The organism is Actinoplanes nipponensis (assembly GCF_016862275.1).
In the GTDB taxonomy this organism is placed as follows: Bacteria; Actinomycetota; Actinomycetes; order Mycobacteriales; family Micromonosporaceae; genus Actinoplanes; species Actinoplanes nipponensis.
The window spans coordinates 1-16,339 of record NZ_BOMQ01000022.1 but is presented as its reverse complement, the minus strand read 5'-3'; the positions used below and the strand labels follow the sequence as shown (position 1 = coordinate 16,339).

Annotated in this window: 15 protein-coding genes and 1 pseudogene; 4 read left to right on the top strand and 12 right to left on the bottom strand. The window is 72.1% G+C overall.

Annotated elements, in window-relative coordinates:
* On the top strand, window positions 1-211 hold a 211-nt coding region (locus tag Ani05nite_RS09040; RefSeq protein WP_203766753.1), incomplete at its 5' end, for a hypothetical protein.
* 69 nt (window positions 212-280) lie between these two features.
* Here Ani05nite_RS09040 and Ani05nite_RS09035 read toward each other — a convergent pair.
* The 8 genes and pseudogenes from Ani05nite_RS09035 to pgsA all read right to left on the bottom strand — a co-directional run.
* The gene (locus Ani05nite_RS09035) at window positions 281-1,033 is read right to left on the bottom strand and encodes a YebC/PmpR family DNA-binding transcriptional regulator (protein WP_203766752.1); all 753 of its coding nucleotides are present in this window, start codon (window positions 1,031-1,033) and stop codon (window positions 281-283) included.
* 22 nt (window positions 1,034-1,055) lie between these two features.
* Window positions 1,056-1,664, bottom strand: coding sequence for a pyridoxal 5'-phosphate synthase glutaminase subunit PdxT (gene pdxT / locus Ani05nite_RS09030; RefSeq protein ID WP_203766751.1), 609 nt, complete (start codon window positions 1,662-1,664; stop codon window positions 1,056-1,058).
* A 157-nt stretch (window positions 1,665-1,821) separates the two neighbouring features.
* Entirely contained in the window at window positions 1,822-2,727 is a 906-nt protein-coding gene (gene pdxS / locus Ani05nite_RS09025; RefSeq protein ID WP_203766750.1) for a pyridoxal 5'-phosphate synthase lyase subunit PdxS, read from the bottom strand.
* 1,559 nt (window positions 2,728-4,286) lie between these two features.
* Window positions 4,287-4,556: a flagellar biosynthesis protein FliQ gene (gene fliQ / locus Ani05nite_RS09020; RefSeq protein WP_203766748.1), complete on the bottom strand. Its 270-nt coding sequence runs from the start codon at window positions 4,554-4,556 to the stop codon at window positions 4,287-4,289.
* Window positions 4,557-4,641: 85 nt separating this feature from the next.
* Window positions 4,642-5,178, bottom strand: a complete 537-nt coding sequence (locus Ani05nite_RS09015) for a hypothetical protein (RefSeq protein WP_203766746.1) — start codon at window positions 5,176-5,178, stop codon at window positions 4,642-4,644.
* Between the two features lie 25 nt (window positions 5,179-5,203).
* The gene (locus Ani05nite_RS09010; protein WP_203766744.1) at window positions 5,204-6,358 is read right to left on the bottom strand and encodes a glycosyltransferase family 4 protein; all 1,155 of its coding nucleotides are present in this window, start codon (window positions 6,356-6,358) and stop codon (window positions 5,204-5,206) included.
* 14 nt (window positions 6,359-6,372) lie between these two features.
* Window positions 6,373-7,278, bottom strand: a complete 906-nt coding sequence (locus tag Ani05nite_RS09005; protein ID WP_203766743.1) for a phosphatidylinositol mannoside acyltransferase — start codon at window positions 7,276-7,278, stop codon at window positions 6,373-6,375.
* Window positions 7,279-7,481: 203 nt separating this feature from the next.
* Window positions 7,482-8,069 (bottom strand): annotated as a pseudogene (gene pgsA, locus Ani05nite_RS09000) (phosphatidylinositol phosphate synthase); the annotation flags it as partial.
* Window positions 8,070-8,336: 267 nt separating this feature from the next.
* Between pgsA and Ani05nite_RS08995 the strand changes: the two are divergent.
* Window positions 8,337-10,487, top strand: coding sequence for an elongation factor G-like protein EF-G2 (locus Ani05nite_RS08995; protein ID WP_203766741.1), 2,151 nt, complete (start codon window positions 8,337-8,339; stop codon window positions 10,485-10,487).
* Window positions 10,488-10,496: 9 nt separating this feature from the next.
* Here Ani05nite_RS08995 and Ani05nite_RS08990 read toward each other — a convergent pair whose 3' ends face one another.
* Window positions 10,497-11,687 carry an FAD-dependent monooxygenase gene (locus Ani05nite_RS08990; RefSeq protein WP_203766740.1) on the bottom strand — a complete coding sequence of 397 codons (1,191 nt, stop codon included), beginning with the start codon at window positions 11,685-11,687 and terminating at the stop codon, window positions 10,497-10,499.
* A gap of 54 nt (window positions 11,688-11,741) precedes the next feature.
* Between Ani05nite_RS08990 and Ani05nite_RS08985 the strand changes: the two genes are divergently transcribed.
* Window positions 11,742-12,323 (top strand): TetR/AcrR family transcriptional regulator, encoded by a 582-nt coding sequence (locus Ani05nite_RS08985; RefSeq protein ID WP_203766739.1) that lies wholly within the window; start codon window positions 11,742-11,744, stop codon window positions 12,321-12,323.
* Here the strand turns inward: Ani05nite_RS08985 and Ani05nite_RS08980 are convergent.
* Window positions 12,294-12,749 (bottom strand): HIT family protein, encoded by a 456-nt coding sequence (locus tag Ani05nite_RS08980; protein ID WP_203766754.1) that lies wholly within the window; start codon window positions 12,747-12,749, stop codon window positions 12,294-12,296. The genes Ani05nite_RS08985 and Ani05nite_RS08980 overlap by 30 nt on opposite strands.
* Window positions 12,750-12,900: 151 nt before the next feature.
* Here Ani05nite_RS08980 and Ani05nite_RS08975 point away from each other — a divergent pair, with 151 nt between their 5' ends.
* Window positions 12,901-13,881 carry a hypothetical protein gene (locus Ani05nite_RS08975; RefSeq protein ID WP_203766738.1) on the top strand — a complete coding sequence of 327 codons (981 nt, stop codon included), beginning with the start codon at window positions 12,901-12,903 and terminating at the stop codon, window positions 13,879-13,881.
* A 28-nt stretch (window positions 13,882-13,909) separates the two neighbouring features.
* Here Ani05nite_RS08975 and thrS read toward each other — a convergent pair whose 3' ends face one another.
* Both thrS and Ani05nite_RS08965 read right to left on the bottom strand, forming a co-directional pair.
* Window positions 13,910-15,895: a threonine--tRNA ligase gene (gene thrS, locus Ani05nite_RS08970; protein ID WP_203766737.1), complete on the bottom strand. Its 1,986-nt coding sequence runs from the start codon at window positions 15,893-15,895 to the stop codon at window positions 13,910-13,912.
* Between the two features lie 57 nt (window positions 15,896-15,952).
* Window positions 15,953-16,339, bottom strand: a 387-nt coding sequence (locus Ani05nite_RS08965; protein ID WP_203766735.1) for an ADP-ribosylglycohydrolase family protein, incomplete at its 5' end; no start/stop codon positions are given.

Sequence of the window (16,339 nt, the reverse complement as noted above, 5' to 3'; positions counted from 1 at the left end):
TCCGCCGCACGAGTCGTTCGCGCAGCGGCTGGCCGATCTGCTGCCGTCGACGATCCGGACCGGCACCGGGGTGATCGCCGACGCGGAGATCGCCTGGGTGCACGCCTACCGGCGCTACCTGTGGCGGCGCTACTGCGCGCTGGTCGGCGGCATGGTGCTGCTGGTCGGCGGCATGGTGCAGTTCCTGTCCCAGTTCTCCGCCCCCACCTGACCCCGGCCGGGCCCGGACAGCGGAAACCGCCCGGCGCGACGGGATCGCGACCGGGCGGCTCCGGGACGATCAGGCGTCGATGGCCGCCATGACCTCGTCGCTGACGTCGAAGTTCGCGTAGATGTTCTGCACGTCGTCGCAGTCCTCGAGGACGTCGATCAGCTTGAACACCTTGCGCGCGGCGTCCTCGTCCACCGGCACCGTCATGGTCGGCACCAGCGAGGACTCGGCGGAGTCGTAGTCGATCCCGGCGTCCTGCAGCGCCGTGCGGACCGCCACCAGGTCCGTCGGCTCGCTGACCACCTCGAACGAGTCGCCCAGGTCGTTGATCTCCTCGGCGCCGGCGTCCAGGACCGCGAGCATCAGGTCGTCCTCGGACAGCCCGGCCTTCGGGACGATGATGACGCCCTTGCGGTTGAACAGGTACGACACGCTGCCGGCGTCGGCGAAGGTGCCGCCGTTGCGGGTCAGCGCCGTACGGACCTCGGTCGCCGCGCGGTTGCGGTTGTCGGTCAGGCACTCGATCAGCATCGCGACGCCGTTGGGGCCGTACCCCTCGTACATGATGGTCTGCCAGTCGGCGCCGCCGGCCTCCAGGCCGGAGCCGCGCTTGACCGCGTTGTCGATGTTGTTGTTGGGGACCGAGCTCTTCTTGGCCTTCTGGATGGCGTCGTAGAGCGTCGGGTTGCCGGCCGGGTCTCCACCGCCGATGCGGGCCGCGACCTCGACGTTCTTGATCAGCTTGGCGAACATCTTGCCGCGCTTGGCGTCGATGACGGCCTTCTTGTGCTTGGTCGTCGCCCACTTGGAGTGGCCGGACATGCGTAACCTCCGTGTTTACCGCTTATCGAGCGTCGTCTGCGGCCCGGCGGACCAGCTCGACGAAGTACCGGTGGACGCGGAGGTCGCCGGTGAGCTCCGGGTGGAAAGCCGTGGCGAGCAGGTTCCCCTGCCGAACGGCGACAATCCTACCGGCGGCGGGCCCGGACGTGACGCGGCCCAGCACCGTGACTTCCGGGCCGACCTCCTCGACCCAGGGCGCACGGATGAAAACGGCGTGGAAATCGCCGCCGGCGACGCCGTCGACGGCCACGTCGGCCTCGAACGAGTCCACCTGCCGCCCGAACGCGTTGCGCCGCACGGTCATGTCGATCCCGGCGAAGGACTCCTGGTCGGGCCGCCCGTCGAGGACGGTCGTGGCCAGCATGATCATGCCGGCGCAGGACCCGTACACGGGCATGCCGCCGGCGATGCGCTTGCGGACCGGCTCGAGCAGCCCGAACGTGATGGCCAGGTTGCTCATGGTGGTGGACTCGCCGCCGGGGATCACGAGGGCGTCGACGGCGTCCAGCTCCTCGGGCCGGCGGACGGGCCGGGCCAGGGCGTCGCACTCCGCGAGCGCGGACAGGTGTTCCCGCACGTCGCCCTGGAGGGCGAGCACTCCGATGTTCATCTGCTCCTCGTTCTTCCTCACCACTCACGCAGAAGGAAGGGCGCAGGGTCCTGTTCTGGAGCGACAGCTCCTCGGGGCCCTGCGCCCGGCCTCGGCGGGAGCGACGGTCAGCACCATGCAACCAGGCACGACACCTGAATTTGATCTTGTCTGGGCCTCACCAACCGCGCTCGGCGAGCCGGTGCGGCTGCGGGATCTCCTCGACGTTGATGCCGACCATGGCCTCGCCCAGGCCGCGCGACACCTTGGCGATCACGTCGGGGTCGTCGTGGAAGGTGACGGCCTTGACGATCGCGGCGGCCCGCTGCGCCGGGTTGCCGGACTTGAAGATGCCGGAGCCGACGAACACGCCCTCGGCGCCGAGCTGCATCATCATGGCCGCGTCGGCCGGGGTGGCGATGCCGCCCGCGGTGAACATGACCACCGGCAGCTTGCCCGCCGAAGCGACCTCCTTGACCAGGTCGTACGGCGCCTGCAGCTCCTTGGCCGCGACGAACAGCTCGTCCTCGGCCAGCGAGGTCAGCCGGCGGATCTCGCCGCGGATGGTCCGCATGTGGGTGGTGGCGTTGGAGACGTCCCCGGTGCCGGCCTCACCCTTGGAACGGATCATGGCGGCGCCCTCGGTGATCCGCCGCAGCGCCTCGCCGAGGTTGGTGGCGCCGCAGACGAACGGCACCGTGAAGGCCCACTTGTCGATGTGGTTGGCGTAGTCGGCCGGGGTCAGCACCTCGGACTCGTCGACGTAGTCGACGCCGAGCGACTGCAGCACCTGCGCCTCGACGAAGTGCCCGATCCGGGCCTTGGCCATGACCGGGATGGAGACGGCGCCGATGATGCCGTCGATCATGTCGGGGTCGCTCATCCGCGAGACGCCGCCCTGGGCACGGATGTCCGCGGGCACCCGCTCCAGCGCCATGACCGCGACGGCGCCGGCATCCTCGGCGATCTTGGCCTGCTCCGGCGTGACCACGTCCATGATCACACCGCCCTTGAGCATCTCGGCCATCCCCCGCTTCACGCGAGCGGTGCCGGTGACGGAAGTGGGGCTCTCAGAGCTGGACACAGCGAAGACTCCTTAGGGATGTGATCTCGAGGAGGATTTTATCGGCGGCGGGGGGTGCCACCGATGGCCAATCGACCCCTAGGTGGCCTGCTTCGACCTCCGTTCTGTGATCGAGGGGTGAAGATCAGGTTTGCGGGGCCCATGCCTGTCGTGCCTGGTTGCGGGGTGCTTCGCCGGTGGCCGGGTGGGTTGTTTGTTGCATTCGGTGGGTGGTGGGGACTGGCTCGTGAGGTGCCGTCCTGAGGTGGCCGCGCGGCCTTCGCCCATCCCTGGTTGGAGGATTTTCGCACCTTCGGCGCCGTCTTTTCGCACCGTTCACGGGTTACCGGCCGTGGCCAGCTTCCCGGCCGTGGCCAGCCTCCCGGCGGAGGCCGGCTCCGCGGCATGCCCGGCTTTGCGGCCTGCACAGAGCTTGCCCGTCATGCTCGCCCGAGCCCTGCTGCACCTCTTCGTTGGCTGGATCTTGATGACTTACTGCCCAAGGATCCGCCCTCGCGCCACAAGATCCGCGCGTGAGGGCTGAGGGCTGAGGGCTGAGGGCTGAGGGCTGAGGGCTGAGAGCGAGGGGGCAGGGCGTGCCGCCCCTTCCCTGCCGTGCTCGGGCTTGCTCACACCCCTGCAAGGTCCCTTCCTCACTGAACCTTGGAGCGCCGTCACCACGACCACGCCTCTGCGCCACAAGATCCGCACGCGAGGCGCGGGCGCGCGGCCCATGTGGTGTCCGCGTCATCGCGTCTGGAGTTGCCCACACCCGCCAAGTCCCCTTCCTTGCTGGATCTTGAGGCGCCGGCGCCCCTGAATCCGCTCTCACGCCGCAAGATCCACGCATGAGGGAGCGGGCGGACAACCCATGGCGCCCCTCCCCCGTCATGCGCAGGGTTGCCCACGATCTCGAGCTTCCTTGGTCGCTGAATCTTGTGGCGCCGGCGCCCGAAGCCCCACCCTTGCGCATCAAGATCCGCCCGCGAGGGCAGGCAGAAGGGCGGGCGGGAGGGCTTGGCGTTCCTTCCCCGCCGCGCCTGGTGCCGCTCACGCTCCTCAAGGTCTTCTTCCCCGCTGAATCTTGGTGCGCCAGCACCCACAGCCCCGCCCCCGCGCCACAAGATTTCACATGTGAGGGAGGGGTGGGCGGGCCCGCGTGACGTTGTTGCCGGCTGTCGGCGTCCGCACCACGGCGTCCCGCCGATCCCATCGCCGCCGCTCGCCACCACCGCCCTGGAACCACCGCCCTGGAACCCGCTCAGGAACCACCGCTCAAAGAACCACCGCCGGCAACCACCGCCCAGGAACGGCCGCCCGGAACCACCGCGAAGAACCACCGCCGGCAACCACCGCCCAAGAACCACCGCTCGGAACCACCGCGAAGAACCACCGCCAGCAACCACCGCCCAAGAACCACCGCTCGCAACCACCGCCCAAGAACCACCGCCGGCAACCACCGCCCAAGAACCACCGCCGGCAACCTCCGCCCAGGAACGGCCGTCCGGAACCACCGAACACCACCCGGACGGCACACGAAAAGGGCCGCCCACCCGGGCGGCCCTCGTTCAGCTGTGCGGTCACGCGACCAGCGTCGGGATCCTCTCGAACAGCTGCGTCGTGAACGTCACCATCTCATGCAACATCCAGTTCCCCGAGAACAGAATCGCCGCACCCACCCCCACCGCCTTGGGCACGAACGACAACGTCGCCTCCTGGATCTGGGTCACCGACTGGAACAACGAGATCGCGAACCCGATCAGCAACGCCGTCAACAACACCGGCGCACACATCTTCGCCGCGATCGTCATGGCCTGCAGCCCCAGCTCAACAATCTGCGTGTCCGTCATGCCAACCCCATCGGGACACCGCCGGAGCCAGGGAGCGCAGATCGGGGGCGCCCGGGTTGCCGTTCGGTTCGGGTCCCCGGAATCCTCAGGTCGAGACCGGGACCGGTGGTTCCGGGGCCGGGCGCGGGGTCACCGTCAACGGTTCCGGCAGGTCCGGCTCAACGATCTCGAAGTAGCGGGGCCGTTCGTAGTGCCGCGCCATCCGCAGCAGGCGGACCAGCGGCCGGCGGCGGGCCGTGAGCGCGTCGCGGACCAGGTCGGTGTGCACCTGCCGGGCCAGCACCACCCGCCGGCTCGTCGCCACCAGGGTGCGCGACGCCGGGTCGGCGCCGGTGAGCCGGACCGTCCGCAGCTGCCGGGTCAGGTCGTTCTCCGCCGCCTCGCGTTCGTCGGGCTCGGCGTCGAGGGCCAGGCGGGCCGCCGCGTACAGCTCGACGAAGTCGGTGTTCTCGGCCACCACCGCCGCGGCCGCCGCCCGGCGCAGCAGATGGGCGTCCAAAGCCCGGCCGGCTGAGGCGGCGCGGACGTGCACCCGTTCGACGCGGTGGGCCGTCCAGGCGAGGTACGCCGACAGCACAGCCGCCACCGCGAGCACACCCATGACCCACCACATGCGGGGCATCGTAGTGCCGATTTGTGTCGGAGAGTTACGACCCGGACCGTGGTTCGGCCCACTCTTCGTCAAATACGCGACCGTCCGTGGCCTCGATCGCCGTGGCGTACACCTCCAGTACACGGTTGGCTACGCTCGGCCAGTCATAGGCCTCCACCGCCGTGCGCGCGGCCGCGGCCAGCTCGTGGCGGCGGCCCGGGTCGTCCAGCAGCTCGCCGAGCAGACCCGTCAATGCCGCGGTGTCGCCGGTCGGGAACAGCGCCCCGGCCCGGCCGCCGTCGAGCACCCGGCGGAACGCGTCGAGGTCACTGGCTGCGATGGTGGCGCCGGCCGCCATCGCCTCGGTGAGGATCATGCCGAACGACTCGCCGCCGGTGTTCGGGGCCACGTAGACGTCCACGCTGCGCAGCATCCGGGCCTTGTCCGGCTCGCTGACCAGCCCCAGGAACTCCACCCGGGGGTGCAGCTCGGCCGGGATGCCGGCGTACAGGTCGTCGCGGTCGCCCGGGCCGGCCACCAGCAGGCGCAGGCCGGGCCGCTCCCGCGCGAGCGTGACGAACGCCGTACGCAGCAGCTCGAAGCCCTTGCGCGACTCGGTGAAGCGGCCCAGGAAGCCCAGCGCCCCGCCCTGGCCGGGCCAGCCCGGCAGGGGTTCGGCCGTGGCGAACTTCGCCACCGCCACCCCGTTCGGGATCTCCACCGCGCCGCCGCCGATGTGCTCGACCTGCACCTTGCGGGCCAGCTCGCTGACGGCGATCCGGGCGGTGATCTTCTCGACCACCGGCTGGAGGAAGCCCTGGGCGGCGGCCAGCGCCCGGGAGCGGACCATCGCCGTGTGGAACGTGGCCACCACCGGCCCGCGCGCGGAGAGCACCGCCAGCAGCGACAGGCTCAGCGTGAGCGGCTCGTGCACGTGCAGCACGTCGAACGCCCCGCGGGCCAGCCAGCGGCGGACCCGGGCGGTCGAGACCGGGCCGAACGCGATCCGGGCGACCGAGCCGTTGTACGGCAGCGGCATCGCCCGCCCGGCCGCCACCACGTACGGCGGCAGCTCCGCGTCCTCGTCCGCCGGGGCCAGCACGCTGACCTCGTGGCCCAGGGCGATCAGCGCCTCGGCCAGGTCGACGATGTGGTTCTGCACGCCGCCGGGCACGTCGAACGAGTACGGCGAGACGATCCCGATCCGCACGCTGCCCCCGCCCCTCAGACCCGGGCGCTCTGGTCGAGCCACAGTTTCTGCAGCATGTGCCAGTCCTGCGGGTGCGCGGCGATGCCCAGCTCGAACGCGTCGGCCAGCCGCTGAGTGGTGATCTTGACGCGGACGTCGAGCGCGCCCTCGTCCGGCGCCGGCAGTTCGATGCGGCGGATCCGGCCGAGCGAGCCGGTCGGCGTGAACCACAGGTCGGCCGCGTACAGCGGGGCGCCCGTGCGCAGCGCCAGGATGGCCGGGCCGGCCGGCATCCGGGTGCGGCCGCCGAAGAACCGCACCTCGATGCCCCGGGCGGACAGGTCCCGGTCGGCCAGCAGGGCCACCGCGTACCCCTGGGTGGCCTTCTCGGCGAGCACGTCGAGCGGCGGGCGCCGGCCGCCGGTGAGCGGCAGCACCTCCATGCCGAGCTGTTCGCGGTACGCCACGAAGCGCTCGAAGAGCCCCTCGGGCTTGAGCCGCTCGGCGACCGTCACCATCTTGTAGTCGTGTGAGACGAGCCAGGCGGCGGCCGCGTCCCAGTTGGCCATGTGCGGCAGCGCCAGGATCGCGCCCCGGCCCTCGCCCAGGACGCGGTGGAACTCGTCGGCGTTGACCAGGTCGAAGTCGCGCAGGAAGTCGGCCCGGCTCTGCGACGGCAGCCGGAACGCCTCCATCCAGTACCGCGCGTACGAGCGCAGCCCGGCCCGGACCAGCGCGTCCAGCTCGGCCTCGGGCAGCTCCGGGCCGACCACCATGCGCAGGTTGCGGCGCAGCCGCTGGGTGCCCGGCCCGCCGGCGCGGGCCGCGCGGTCGGCGCCGCGGTTGAACAGCGCCCGGGCGGCGGGCAGCGGCAGCGTCCGGACCAGCCGCCACCCGGCGGCGTAGCCCAGCTCGGTCAGCCGGTCGCGGGCCGAGCTCATGCCGGGCCGTCCGCGACGCCACCCGGCCCGGCCGGCGAGGACGGGCCAGCCGACGAGGACGGGCCGGCCGGCGAGGACGGGCCAGCCGACGAGGACGGGCCAGCCGACGAGGACGGGCCAGCCGACGAGGACGGGCCGGCCGGCGAGGACGGGCCGGCCGGGGGGACAAGGTCTGCCGGGGGGATGACGTCGGACTTGGCGGCGTGGATCAGCCGCTGGCACACCGTGATCACCGACAGCACCGACAGCACCCAGAGCGCGGCCGGCAGGCCCCACTCCAGGCCGGCGGCGCCGAGCAGCCCGCCGACGCCGACGATGAGCAGCCGCTCCAGCCGCTCGGCGATGCCGACGTCGGCGTCCAGGCCCAGGCTCTGGGCGCGGGCCTTGACGTAGGAGACCACCTGCCCGAAGGCCAGCGAGATGAGCGCGGCGACCATGCCGCCGTACGGGTTGCCGAGGCCGGCGAGGTAGTAGGCGACCGCGCCGAAGACCGCCGCGTCGGCGATCCGGTCCATCGACGAGTCCAGCAGGGCGCCGAACTTGCCCGACGGGCCGCGCAGGCGGGCCATCGTCCCGTCCAGCGCGTCGGTGAGCGCGGACGCGGTGACGATCACGGTGCCCCAGAAGAGCTCGCCGCGGGCGCCGAAGCCCAGGGCGCCGACGAGGACGCCGACGGTCCCGGCGACGGTGACCGCGTTCGGGGTGACGCCGAGGCGGAGCAGGAGGCGGGCGGTCGGATGGAGGACGTACGACACGAGGGCGCGGGCGGGCACGCTGACGATCTTTGCCATGGCCGTCCCACCATAACGGCGACCGCCCGAACCCGGTACGGCCCGCGTCACGCGTCGCCGGATCGTCACAAAGGGCCGGTTGCCGACTACAAGGGGCCGGTTGGCGACTACAAAGGGTTGCGAGGGCGACGGCGGCGGGTGTCAGATCCAAGGGCGGGGACGTACCAGTCAGGAAACACCCCCGGACTGCCCGCCCGGGTCCCGAGGCAGCCGTCGGGATCCGAAAGAATGGGCGCCGACCGCGGCTGCCGACAGGAGGGCGTCACCATGACGCAGAAGGTCCAGGAGAAGGGGCTCACCGCACCGGTGGTGACCGAGCCCGGCAGAGTACGCAACGTGGTGCTGGTGGGCCACTCCGGCGCGGGCAAGACGACGCTGGTCGAGGCGCTGCTCGCGGCGACCGGCACGATCTCGCGGGCGGGCACGGTGGCCGACGGCACCACGGTGACCGACCACGACCCCGCCGCCGTACGCCAGCAGCGGTCCGTCGCCCTCTCGTGCGCCCCGCTGGTGCACGACGGAGTGAAGATCAACCTGCTCGACACCCCCGGGTACGCCGACTTCGTGGGCGAGCTGCGCGCCGGCCTGCGGGCCGCGGACGCCGCCGTCTTCGTGGTCTCGGCGGTCGACGGCGTGGACGAGGCGACCGTCGCCCTGTGGGAGGAGTGCGCCGCCATCGGCATGCCGCGCGCCGTGACGATCACCCGGCTCGACCACCCGCGGGCGGACTACGAGCGCACGCTGCAGGACTGCCAGGAGGCGTTCGGCGAGAACGTCATGCCGATCTACCAGCCCATGCTCGGCGACGACGGCGGTTCGATCGCCGGCCTGCTGGGTCTGGTGACGCTCAAGGTGCTGGACTACTCGGGCGGTTATCCGCCGCGGGCCGGCGAGGCCGAGCCCGAGCACCTCACGCCCATCAAGGACGACCGCGACCTGCTCATCGAGGGGATCATCGCCGAGAGCGAGGACGAGACCCTGATGGACCGGTACGTCGCCGGCGAGCTGATCAGCACCGACACGCTCGTGCCGGACCTGGAGAAGGCCGTGGCCCGGGGCACCTTCTACCCGGTGATCCCGGTCTGCGCCGCCACCGGGGTCGGCCTCGACGCGCTGCTCGACGGCCTGGTCAACGCCGCGCCCTCGCCCCTGGAGCACGACCTGCCCGTGGTCACCGGGGTGGACGGCAGCCCCCGCCCGCCGCTGACCTGCGACCCGGACGGCCCGCTGGTGGCCGAGGTGGTCAAGACGACGATCGACCGGCACGTGGGCCGGGTGTCGCTGGTCCGGGTCTTCTCCGGCACGCTGCGCCCCGAGCTGACCGTGCACGTCTCCGGGCACGGGCTGACCGAGCGCGGGCACCCCGATCACGACGCCGACGAGCGGATCGCGCACATCTACTCCCCGCTCGGCGCGCAGCTGCGCGAGGTGACCAGCTGCATCGCCGGCGACATCTGCGCGATCACCAAGTCCGGCAGCGCCGAGACCGGCGACACCATCTCGGTCAAGGACCAGCCGCTGCTGATGGCGCCGTGGACGATGCCGGAGCCGCTGCTGCCGATCGCGGTGGTGGCCAAGACCCGCTCCGACGAGGACGCCCTGGCCAAGAACCTGGCCCGTTTGGTGGCCGGCGACCCGACCCTGCGGCTGGAGCGCAACCAGGACACCCATCAGCTGGTGCTCTGGTGCATGGGCGAGTCGCACGCCGACGTGGTGCTGGAGCGGCTGCGGGCCGGCGGCGTGGAGCTGGATACCGAACCGGTGAAGGTGTCCCTGCGGGAGACCTTCGGCGCGCCGGCCCAGGGTCACGGCCGGCACGTCAAGCAGTCCGGCGGGCACGGCCAGTACGCGGTCTGCACGATCGAGGTGGAGCCGCTGCCCCGCGGCGCCGGCTTCGAGTTCGTGGACAAGGTGGTGGGCGGCGCGGTGCCGCACAACTACATCCCGTCGGTCGAGAAGGGGGTACGCGCCCAGCTGGAGAAGGGCATCGTGGCCGGGTACCCCGTGGTCGACCTGCGCGTGACGCTGGTGGACGGCAAGGCCCACAGCGTCGACTCCTCCGACGCCGCGTTCCAGACCGCCGGGGCGCTGGCCCTGCGGACCGCCGCCGAGCAGGGTCAGGTGACGCTGCTGGAGCCGGTCGACGAGATCGTGGTGCGGGTGCCGGAGGCCTACGTCGGCGCGGTCATGAGCGACCTGTCCGGCCGCCGGGGCCGCCCGATGGGCTCGGAGGCGGAGGAGGACGGCGACCACAGCCTGGTCCGGGCCGAGGTGCCGGCCACCGAGCTGGTCCGCTACGCGGTCGAGCTGCGGGCGCTGACCTCGGGCGCGGGCACCTTCACCCGCACCTACGCCCGGCACGAGCCGATGCCCGTCCACCTGGCCGAGGCGATCCGCAAGGAGCACGCCAACCGGTAGCGGCCGGGCTCAGGCGACCGGCGCCATCGGGTAGGACGGCAGCTCGATGGCGTTGGCCGCCTCGTGCAGCGGCCGGGTGATCCGCTCGATGAGCTGGCGCTTGAGCGGGTGGTACTTCAGCGTGCGCATGCCGTAGTTGCGCACCGCCAGCGACAGCCGGCCGCCGGGGACCATGTCGCCGGCCATCTTCACGCCGAAGGCCAGGTTGCGCTCCGCGTAGGGGCGCAGCCTCGCCTCGTACCGGTCGAACGCGGCCCGGTGGTCGCCCACCGCCGCGGCCAGCTCCCCCGCCAGCAGGTACGCCCCGACCAGGGCCATGCTGGTGCCCTGGCCGGCGGCCGGCGACGGGCAGTGCGCCGCGTCGCCGAGCAGCACCACCCGCCCGGCGGAATACCGGGGCAGCTCGACCTGGCTGAGCGCGTCGAAGTAGACGTCGTCGGCGTCGCGCAGGTGCTCGAGGAAGCGCGGCACCTGCCAGCCCAGCCCGGCGAACCGGTCCGCCAGCACCTCGCGGCCCAGGGACGGCGCGGCGTCGCCGAAGACCAGGCCGACCTTGGCCGGGGCGTCGGGGCCGGTGCTGTAGGCGAAGACCATCCGGCCGGGCTCGGTGTAGAAGACCTCCTCGCGGTCCAGGCCCAGCTCGTCGGGCACGTCGAAGATGGCGATGTGCGCGCCCAGGTGGCGCAGCGCGACGTCGCCCATGGCCAGGCGCCGGGTGGCCGAGTGCAGGCCGTCCGCGCCGACCACCACGTCGAACCGGCGGGTGGCGCCGCTGACGAAGGTCACGTCGACGCCGTGCGGGCCGTCGGTCATCGTGGCGATCGCGTCGCCGAAGACGTACTCGACGTCGGTGGCGGTGGCGTCGTACAGGATGCGGGTCAGGTCCGTGCGCATGACCTCGAGGTCGTCGCCGCGGCGGCCCATGAGCAGGTTGGCATCGAGGCGGGCGATCGGCCGGCCGTCGCGCCGGACGTAGGTGACGTGCCGCATGCCGGTGTCCGCCGCCCGGGCGGCCGCGAACAGCCCCATGCGCTTGAGCACCTCGGTGGCGGCGCCGCGGATGTCGACCTTGTAGCCGCCGTCGCGCAGGGCCGGCGCCTTCTCGACGACGGTGGGGCGGAAGCCGTACCGGTGCAGCTGGTGGGCCAGGGCGGGGCCGGCGAGGCCGGCGCCGGAGATGAGGACTTCGGGAGGGGTCATGCGAGCTACTATACAAACGTCTTAGACGTTTGTATAGAACTTAGGATGGCGGCCATGGGACACCGTGCGGACTTGCTGGCCGGCGCCAAGCGCTGCCTGTACGAGAAGGGCTTCGCGCGGACCACCGCCCGCGACATCGTCGCGGCCTCGGGCACCAACCTGGGCTCGATCGGCTACCACTACGGCTCGACCCAGGCGCTGATGCAGGCGGCCATGCTCAGCGCGATCGAGGACTGGGGCGAGGCGGTGGGCCTGGCGCTGGCCGCGACCGGCGAGGGCGGCCACACCGACCCGCTGGTGAGCTACTGGCAGCGGGTGATCGCCAGCATGCGCAGCCACCGCGAGCTGTGGCTGGCCAGCGTCGAGGCGATGCTGGCCGGCGAGCACGCCCCCGACCTCAGGGCGCAGCTGGCCGAGGGCATGGAGCAGGGGCGGCGCGGCCTGGCCGCGCTGCTGACCGGCCGCGACGAGGACACGATCGACGAGCCGACGGTACGCACGGTCGGCTCGGTGGCCATGGCGCTGATGTCCGGCGTGCTGACCCAGTGGCTGACGGACCCGGCCCGGGCGCCGTCCGCCGAGCAGGTGGCGGCCGGGATCCGGGCGTTAGGCCTCGGCCCAGGCCCGGATCAGTAGGGCCCGGGTGTCACCCAGATCCTGCGGGAGCACCTTGGTCCGCCCGATCACCGGCATGAAGTTGCCGTCGCCGCCCCAGCGCGGCACCACGTGCTGGTGCAGGTGCTCCGCGATGCCGGCGCCGGCCACGGCGCCCTGGTTCATCCCGAGGTTGAAGCCGTGCGGGCTGCTGGCGTGCCGGATCACCCGCATCGCCCGCCGGGTGAGCGCGGCCAGCTCGACGGTCTCCGCGTCGGTCAGCTCGGTGTAGTCGGCGACGTGCCGGTACGGGCACACCAGCAGATGCCCCGGGTTGTACGGGTAGAGGTTGAGCACCGCGAACACCTGCTCGCCGCGGGCCACCACCAGGCTCCGCTCCTCGTCCAGCCCCGGCGCCGCGCAGAACGGGCAGCCGTCCGGCCGGTCCGCCCCGGAGATGTACGCCATCCGGTGCGGCGTCCAGAGCCGGTCGAGACCGTCCGGTTCCCCTGCCTCACTCACGCCCCCACCCTAACCAGCCACGCCGGGCCCCGCCCGATGCACCGCGCCCATCGAAACCCGTCATAGAGTGTCGGCGATCCGAGGTGAGGTGGACGACATGCGTGGGACGCACATCCGGCACCGGCGCGGAGTGGTGGCCGCCCTGATCGCGGCGCTCCTGGTCACCGGCGTGACGGTGGTGATCGTCGGCGTGCTGGGGATGCGGGACGACGACGCGCCCGCGGCGCCCGCGGCCACGACCGCCGACGGCCGCCGGCCCTGGCAGGTGACCCTCGAGGTGGCCGCCTCGTCGGGCTACGTGGTGACCGCCGCGATCACCGACGGCGACCGGCAGACGCTGACCGTGCAGAACCTGGCGCTGGGCGGCAAGCCCGACGGCACGTACGGCGGCGAGGTGACCGCCTTCCCGCCGGGCACGCTGGACGAGAGCCAGTTCGGCGCGGTGGAGCAGGGCGACGAGTTCCGCTACCTGGAGAACTTCGCGTTCGCCGGGCACGCCGCCGGGGAGACCGCGCCGTGGCGCACGCCGGCCGTGGGCCGCCGGGACCCGTCGGGGACGTGGATCGTGGTCTACGCCGACTCCGCCCGCGCCGACGGCCGGATCGCCCGGGCCGACCTGCTCCGGCTGGCCCAGGCCGTGACCCTCGGCTCGCCCCGCGACCTGCGGCTGCCGCTGCGCCTCGGCATCGCCCCGCCGGAGAGCCTCCGGCTGACGTACGTCCGCTCGCCCGACCACCGCATCGACCGGCGCCCGGCGGCGGTGGGGTTCAGCACCGGCTCCCGCGCGCCCTCGGGCGCGGCCGTCTACCCGGGACCGCCGGGCGGCCTGTCGGTCGCCCTGCTGACCGCCGCCCGGGACGCGTCCTGGCCCGGCCGGCGCGCGACCCTGACCGGCAAGACGGAGATCGCCAAGCTGCCGGCGTGGTACGAGCCCAACGGCCGGCTCACCGTGGAGACCGAGCACTGCATCGTCACGGTGGAGTCGCACCTGCCCCGCAAGGAGCTGGACGCCCTGATCGAGAACCTCGTCATCGGCGACTGCGCCGACCCGGAGTCCTGGATCCCGCCGCTGAGCTGACGCGGGACCCGGGACCCCGGGGCGGGTCTCAGGCCGCGGACGGCCCGGTGTTGACCCGGCTGCGCACGATGTCGGCGACGTGCGCGACCGCCTCGTCGAGCGGCATGCCGTTGCGCTGGGAGCCGTCGCGGTAGCGGAACGACACCGTGCCGCCGTTCACGTCGTCGTCGCCGGCGATCGCCATGAACGGGATCTTCTGCTGCTGCGCGGTGCGGATCTTCTTCTGCATCCGGTCGTCGGAGGCGTCCACCTCGGCCCGGATGCCCTGCGCCCGCAGCTTCGCCACGAACTCGTCCAGGTAGGCCGCGTGGTCGTCGCGGATCGGGATGCCGACCACCTGCACCGGCGCCAGCCAGGCCGGGAACGCGCCCGCGTAGTGCTCGGTCAGCACGCCGAAGAAGCGCTCGATGGAGCCGAACAGCGCCCGGTGGATCATGATCGGCCGCTTGCGGGTGCCGTCGGCCGCCGAGTACTCCAGCTCGAAGCGCTCCGGCAGGTTGAAGTCGAGCTGGATGGTCGACATCTGCCAGGTCCGGCCGATCGCGTCCTTGGCCTGCACGCTGATCTTCGGGCCGTAGAACGCCGCGCCGCCCGGGTCCGGCACCAGGTCCAGGCCGGACTCGGTGGCCACCCGGCGCAGGGTCTCGGTGGCCTTCTCCCAGTTCTCTTCCGTGCCGACCGACTTCTCCGGGTTGCGGGTGGACAGCTCCAGGTAGAAATCGTCCAGGCCGTAGTCCTTGAGCAGCTGGAGCACGAAGGTCAGCAGCGAGGTGAGCTCGGCCTCCATCTGCTCCTCGGCGCAGAAGATGTGCGCGTCGTCCTGGGTCATGCCGCGGACCCGGGTCAGCCCGTGGATCACGCCGGACTTCTCGTAGCGGTAGACCGTGCCGAACTCGAACATCCGCAGCGGCAGCTCGCGATAGGACCGGCCGCGGGACCGGAAGATCAGGTTGTGGAACGGGCAGTTCATCGGCTTGAGGTAATAGTTCGCGCCCTCCATCTCCATGGGCGGGAACATGCCGTCGGCGTACCAGTCGAGGTGGCCCGAGACCTCGAACAGGTGGCCCTTGGTGATGTGCGGGGTGTTGACGAACGCGTACCCGGCCTCTTCGTGCTTCTGCCGGGAGTAGTTCTCCATCTCCCGGCGGATGATGCCGCCCTTGGGGTGGAAGACCGGCAGGCCCGAGCCCAGCTCGTCGGGGAAGGAGAACAGGTCGAGGTCGGCGCCCAGCTTGCGGTGGTCGCGGCGGGCGGCCTCCTCGAGCAGCTTCAGGTACGCCTTGAGCTCGTCGCGGGTCGGCCACGCGGTGCCGTAGACCCGCTGCAGCTGCGGGTTCTTCTCGCTGCCCCGCCAGTACGCGGCGGCCGAGCGCATCAGCTTGAAGGCGCCGATCAGCCGGGTCGTCGGCAGGTGCGGGCCGCGGCACAGGTCGCCCCAGACGCGCTTGCCGTCCTTGTCGATGTTGTCGTAGTGGGTCAGCTCGCCGCCGCCGACCTCCATGACCTCGTCGGAGTCCACCTCGCCCTTGATGTCCACCAGCTCGAGCTTGTACGGCTCGTCGGCCAGCTCCACCTTGGCCTCGTCCAGCGAGCCGTACTCGCGGCGCCGGAAGGTTTGCCCGGACTTGACGATCTCCTGCATCCGCTTCTCGACCTTGGCCAGGTCCTCGGGCACGAACGGCTTGGCCACGTCGAAGTCGTAGTAGAAGCCGTTCTCGATCGGCGGACCGATGCCGAGCGTGGCCTCCGGGAAGATGTCCTGCACGGCCTGGGCCAGCACGTGCGCGGTGGAGTGGCGCAGCACGTTGAGCCCGTCCGGGGAGTCCAGCGGCACCGGGGTGACCTCGGTGTCCACCTCGGCTGCCCAATCAAGATCGCGCAGCCGGCCGGCCGGGTCGCGCACGACCACGATCGCCTTGGGGCCGGCCGCGGGCAGGCCGGCGGCGGCCACCGCGTCGGCCGCCGTCGTCCCGGCCGGGACGACCAGGGCCTCGGCGGTAGAAGGTGCGGACACGGTGGTTCTCCTTTGTGTGAAAGCGGGGTCGAGCACGATGCTAGTAGGTCGGTTTGCTCACGCTTCGCGCGACGCGGTCACCCAGTCGGGCAGCTCCTCGCGGGCGGCCAGCCAGGCCGCCGGGATGCCCTGCGCTCCGGTGTACGCGGCGACGATGCCCCCGGCCATCGCGGCGGTGGTGTCCACGTCCCCGCCCGCGGTCACGCAGGCGGTGACCGCGGCCGGGTAGTCGCCGAGGTGCCGGGCGGCGACCCAGACGGCGAACGGCACCGAGTCCTGCGCGGTGGACCGTGAGCCGGTGCCCAGCTCGTACGCGGCCTCCGCCGGATCGGTGAGGCGCTGGGCCCGCCACAGGCCGTCCTGCACGTGCCCCGGCGCGACCCACCCCGCGACGGCCGCCAGGAACTGCGCCGGCTCGGGCGGGTGGCCGCCGAGGCGGGCCGC

Coding starts and splice junctions, on each gene's coding strand:
- Ani05nite_RS09035 (WP_203766752.1), bottom strand. CDS start 1,033: ATGTCCGGCCACTCCAAGTGGGCGACGACCAAGCACAAGAAGGCCGTC.
- pdxT (WP_203766751.1), bottom strand. CDS start 1,664: ATGAACATCGGAGTGCTCGCCCTCCAGGGCGACGTGCGGGAACACCTG.
- fliQ (WP_203766748.1), bottom strand. CDS start 4,556: ATGACGGACACGCAGATTGTTGAGCTGGGGCTGCAGGCCATGACGATC.
- Ani05nite_RS09015 (WP_203766746.1), bottom strand. CDS start 5,178: ATGCCCCGCATGTGGTGGGTCATGGGTGTGCTCGCGGTGGCGGCTGTG.
- Ani05nite_RS09005 (WP_203766743.1), bottom strand. CDS start 7,278: ATGAGCTCGGCCCGCGACCGGCTGACCGAGCTGGGCTACGCCGCCGGG.
- Ani05nite_RS08995 (WP_203766741.1), top strand. CDS start 8,337: ATGACGCAGAAGGTCCAGGAGAAGGGGCTCACCGCACCGGTGGTGACC.
- Ani05nite_RS08990 (WP_203766740.1), bottom strand. CDS start 11,687: ATGACCCCTCCCGAAGTCCTCATCTCCGGCGCCGGCCTCGCCGGCCCC.
- Ani05nite_RS08985 (WP_203766739.1), top strand. CDS start 11,742: ATGGGACACCGTGCGGACTTGCTGGCCGGCGCCAAGCGCTGCCTGTAC.
- Ani05nite_RS08980 (WP_203766754.1), bottom strand. CDS start 12,749: ATGGCGTACATCTCCGGGGCGGACCGGCCGGACGGCTGCCCGTTCTGC.
- Ani05nite_RS08975 (WP_203766738.1), top strand. CDS start 12,901: ATGCGTGGGACGCACATCCGGCACCGGCGCGGAGTGGTGGCCGCCCTG.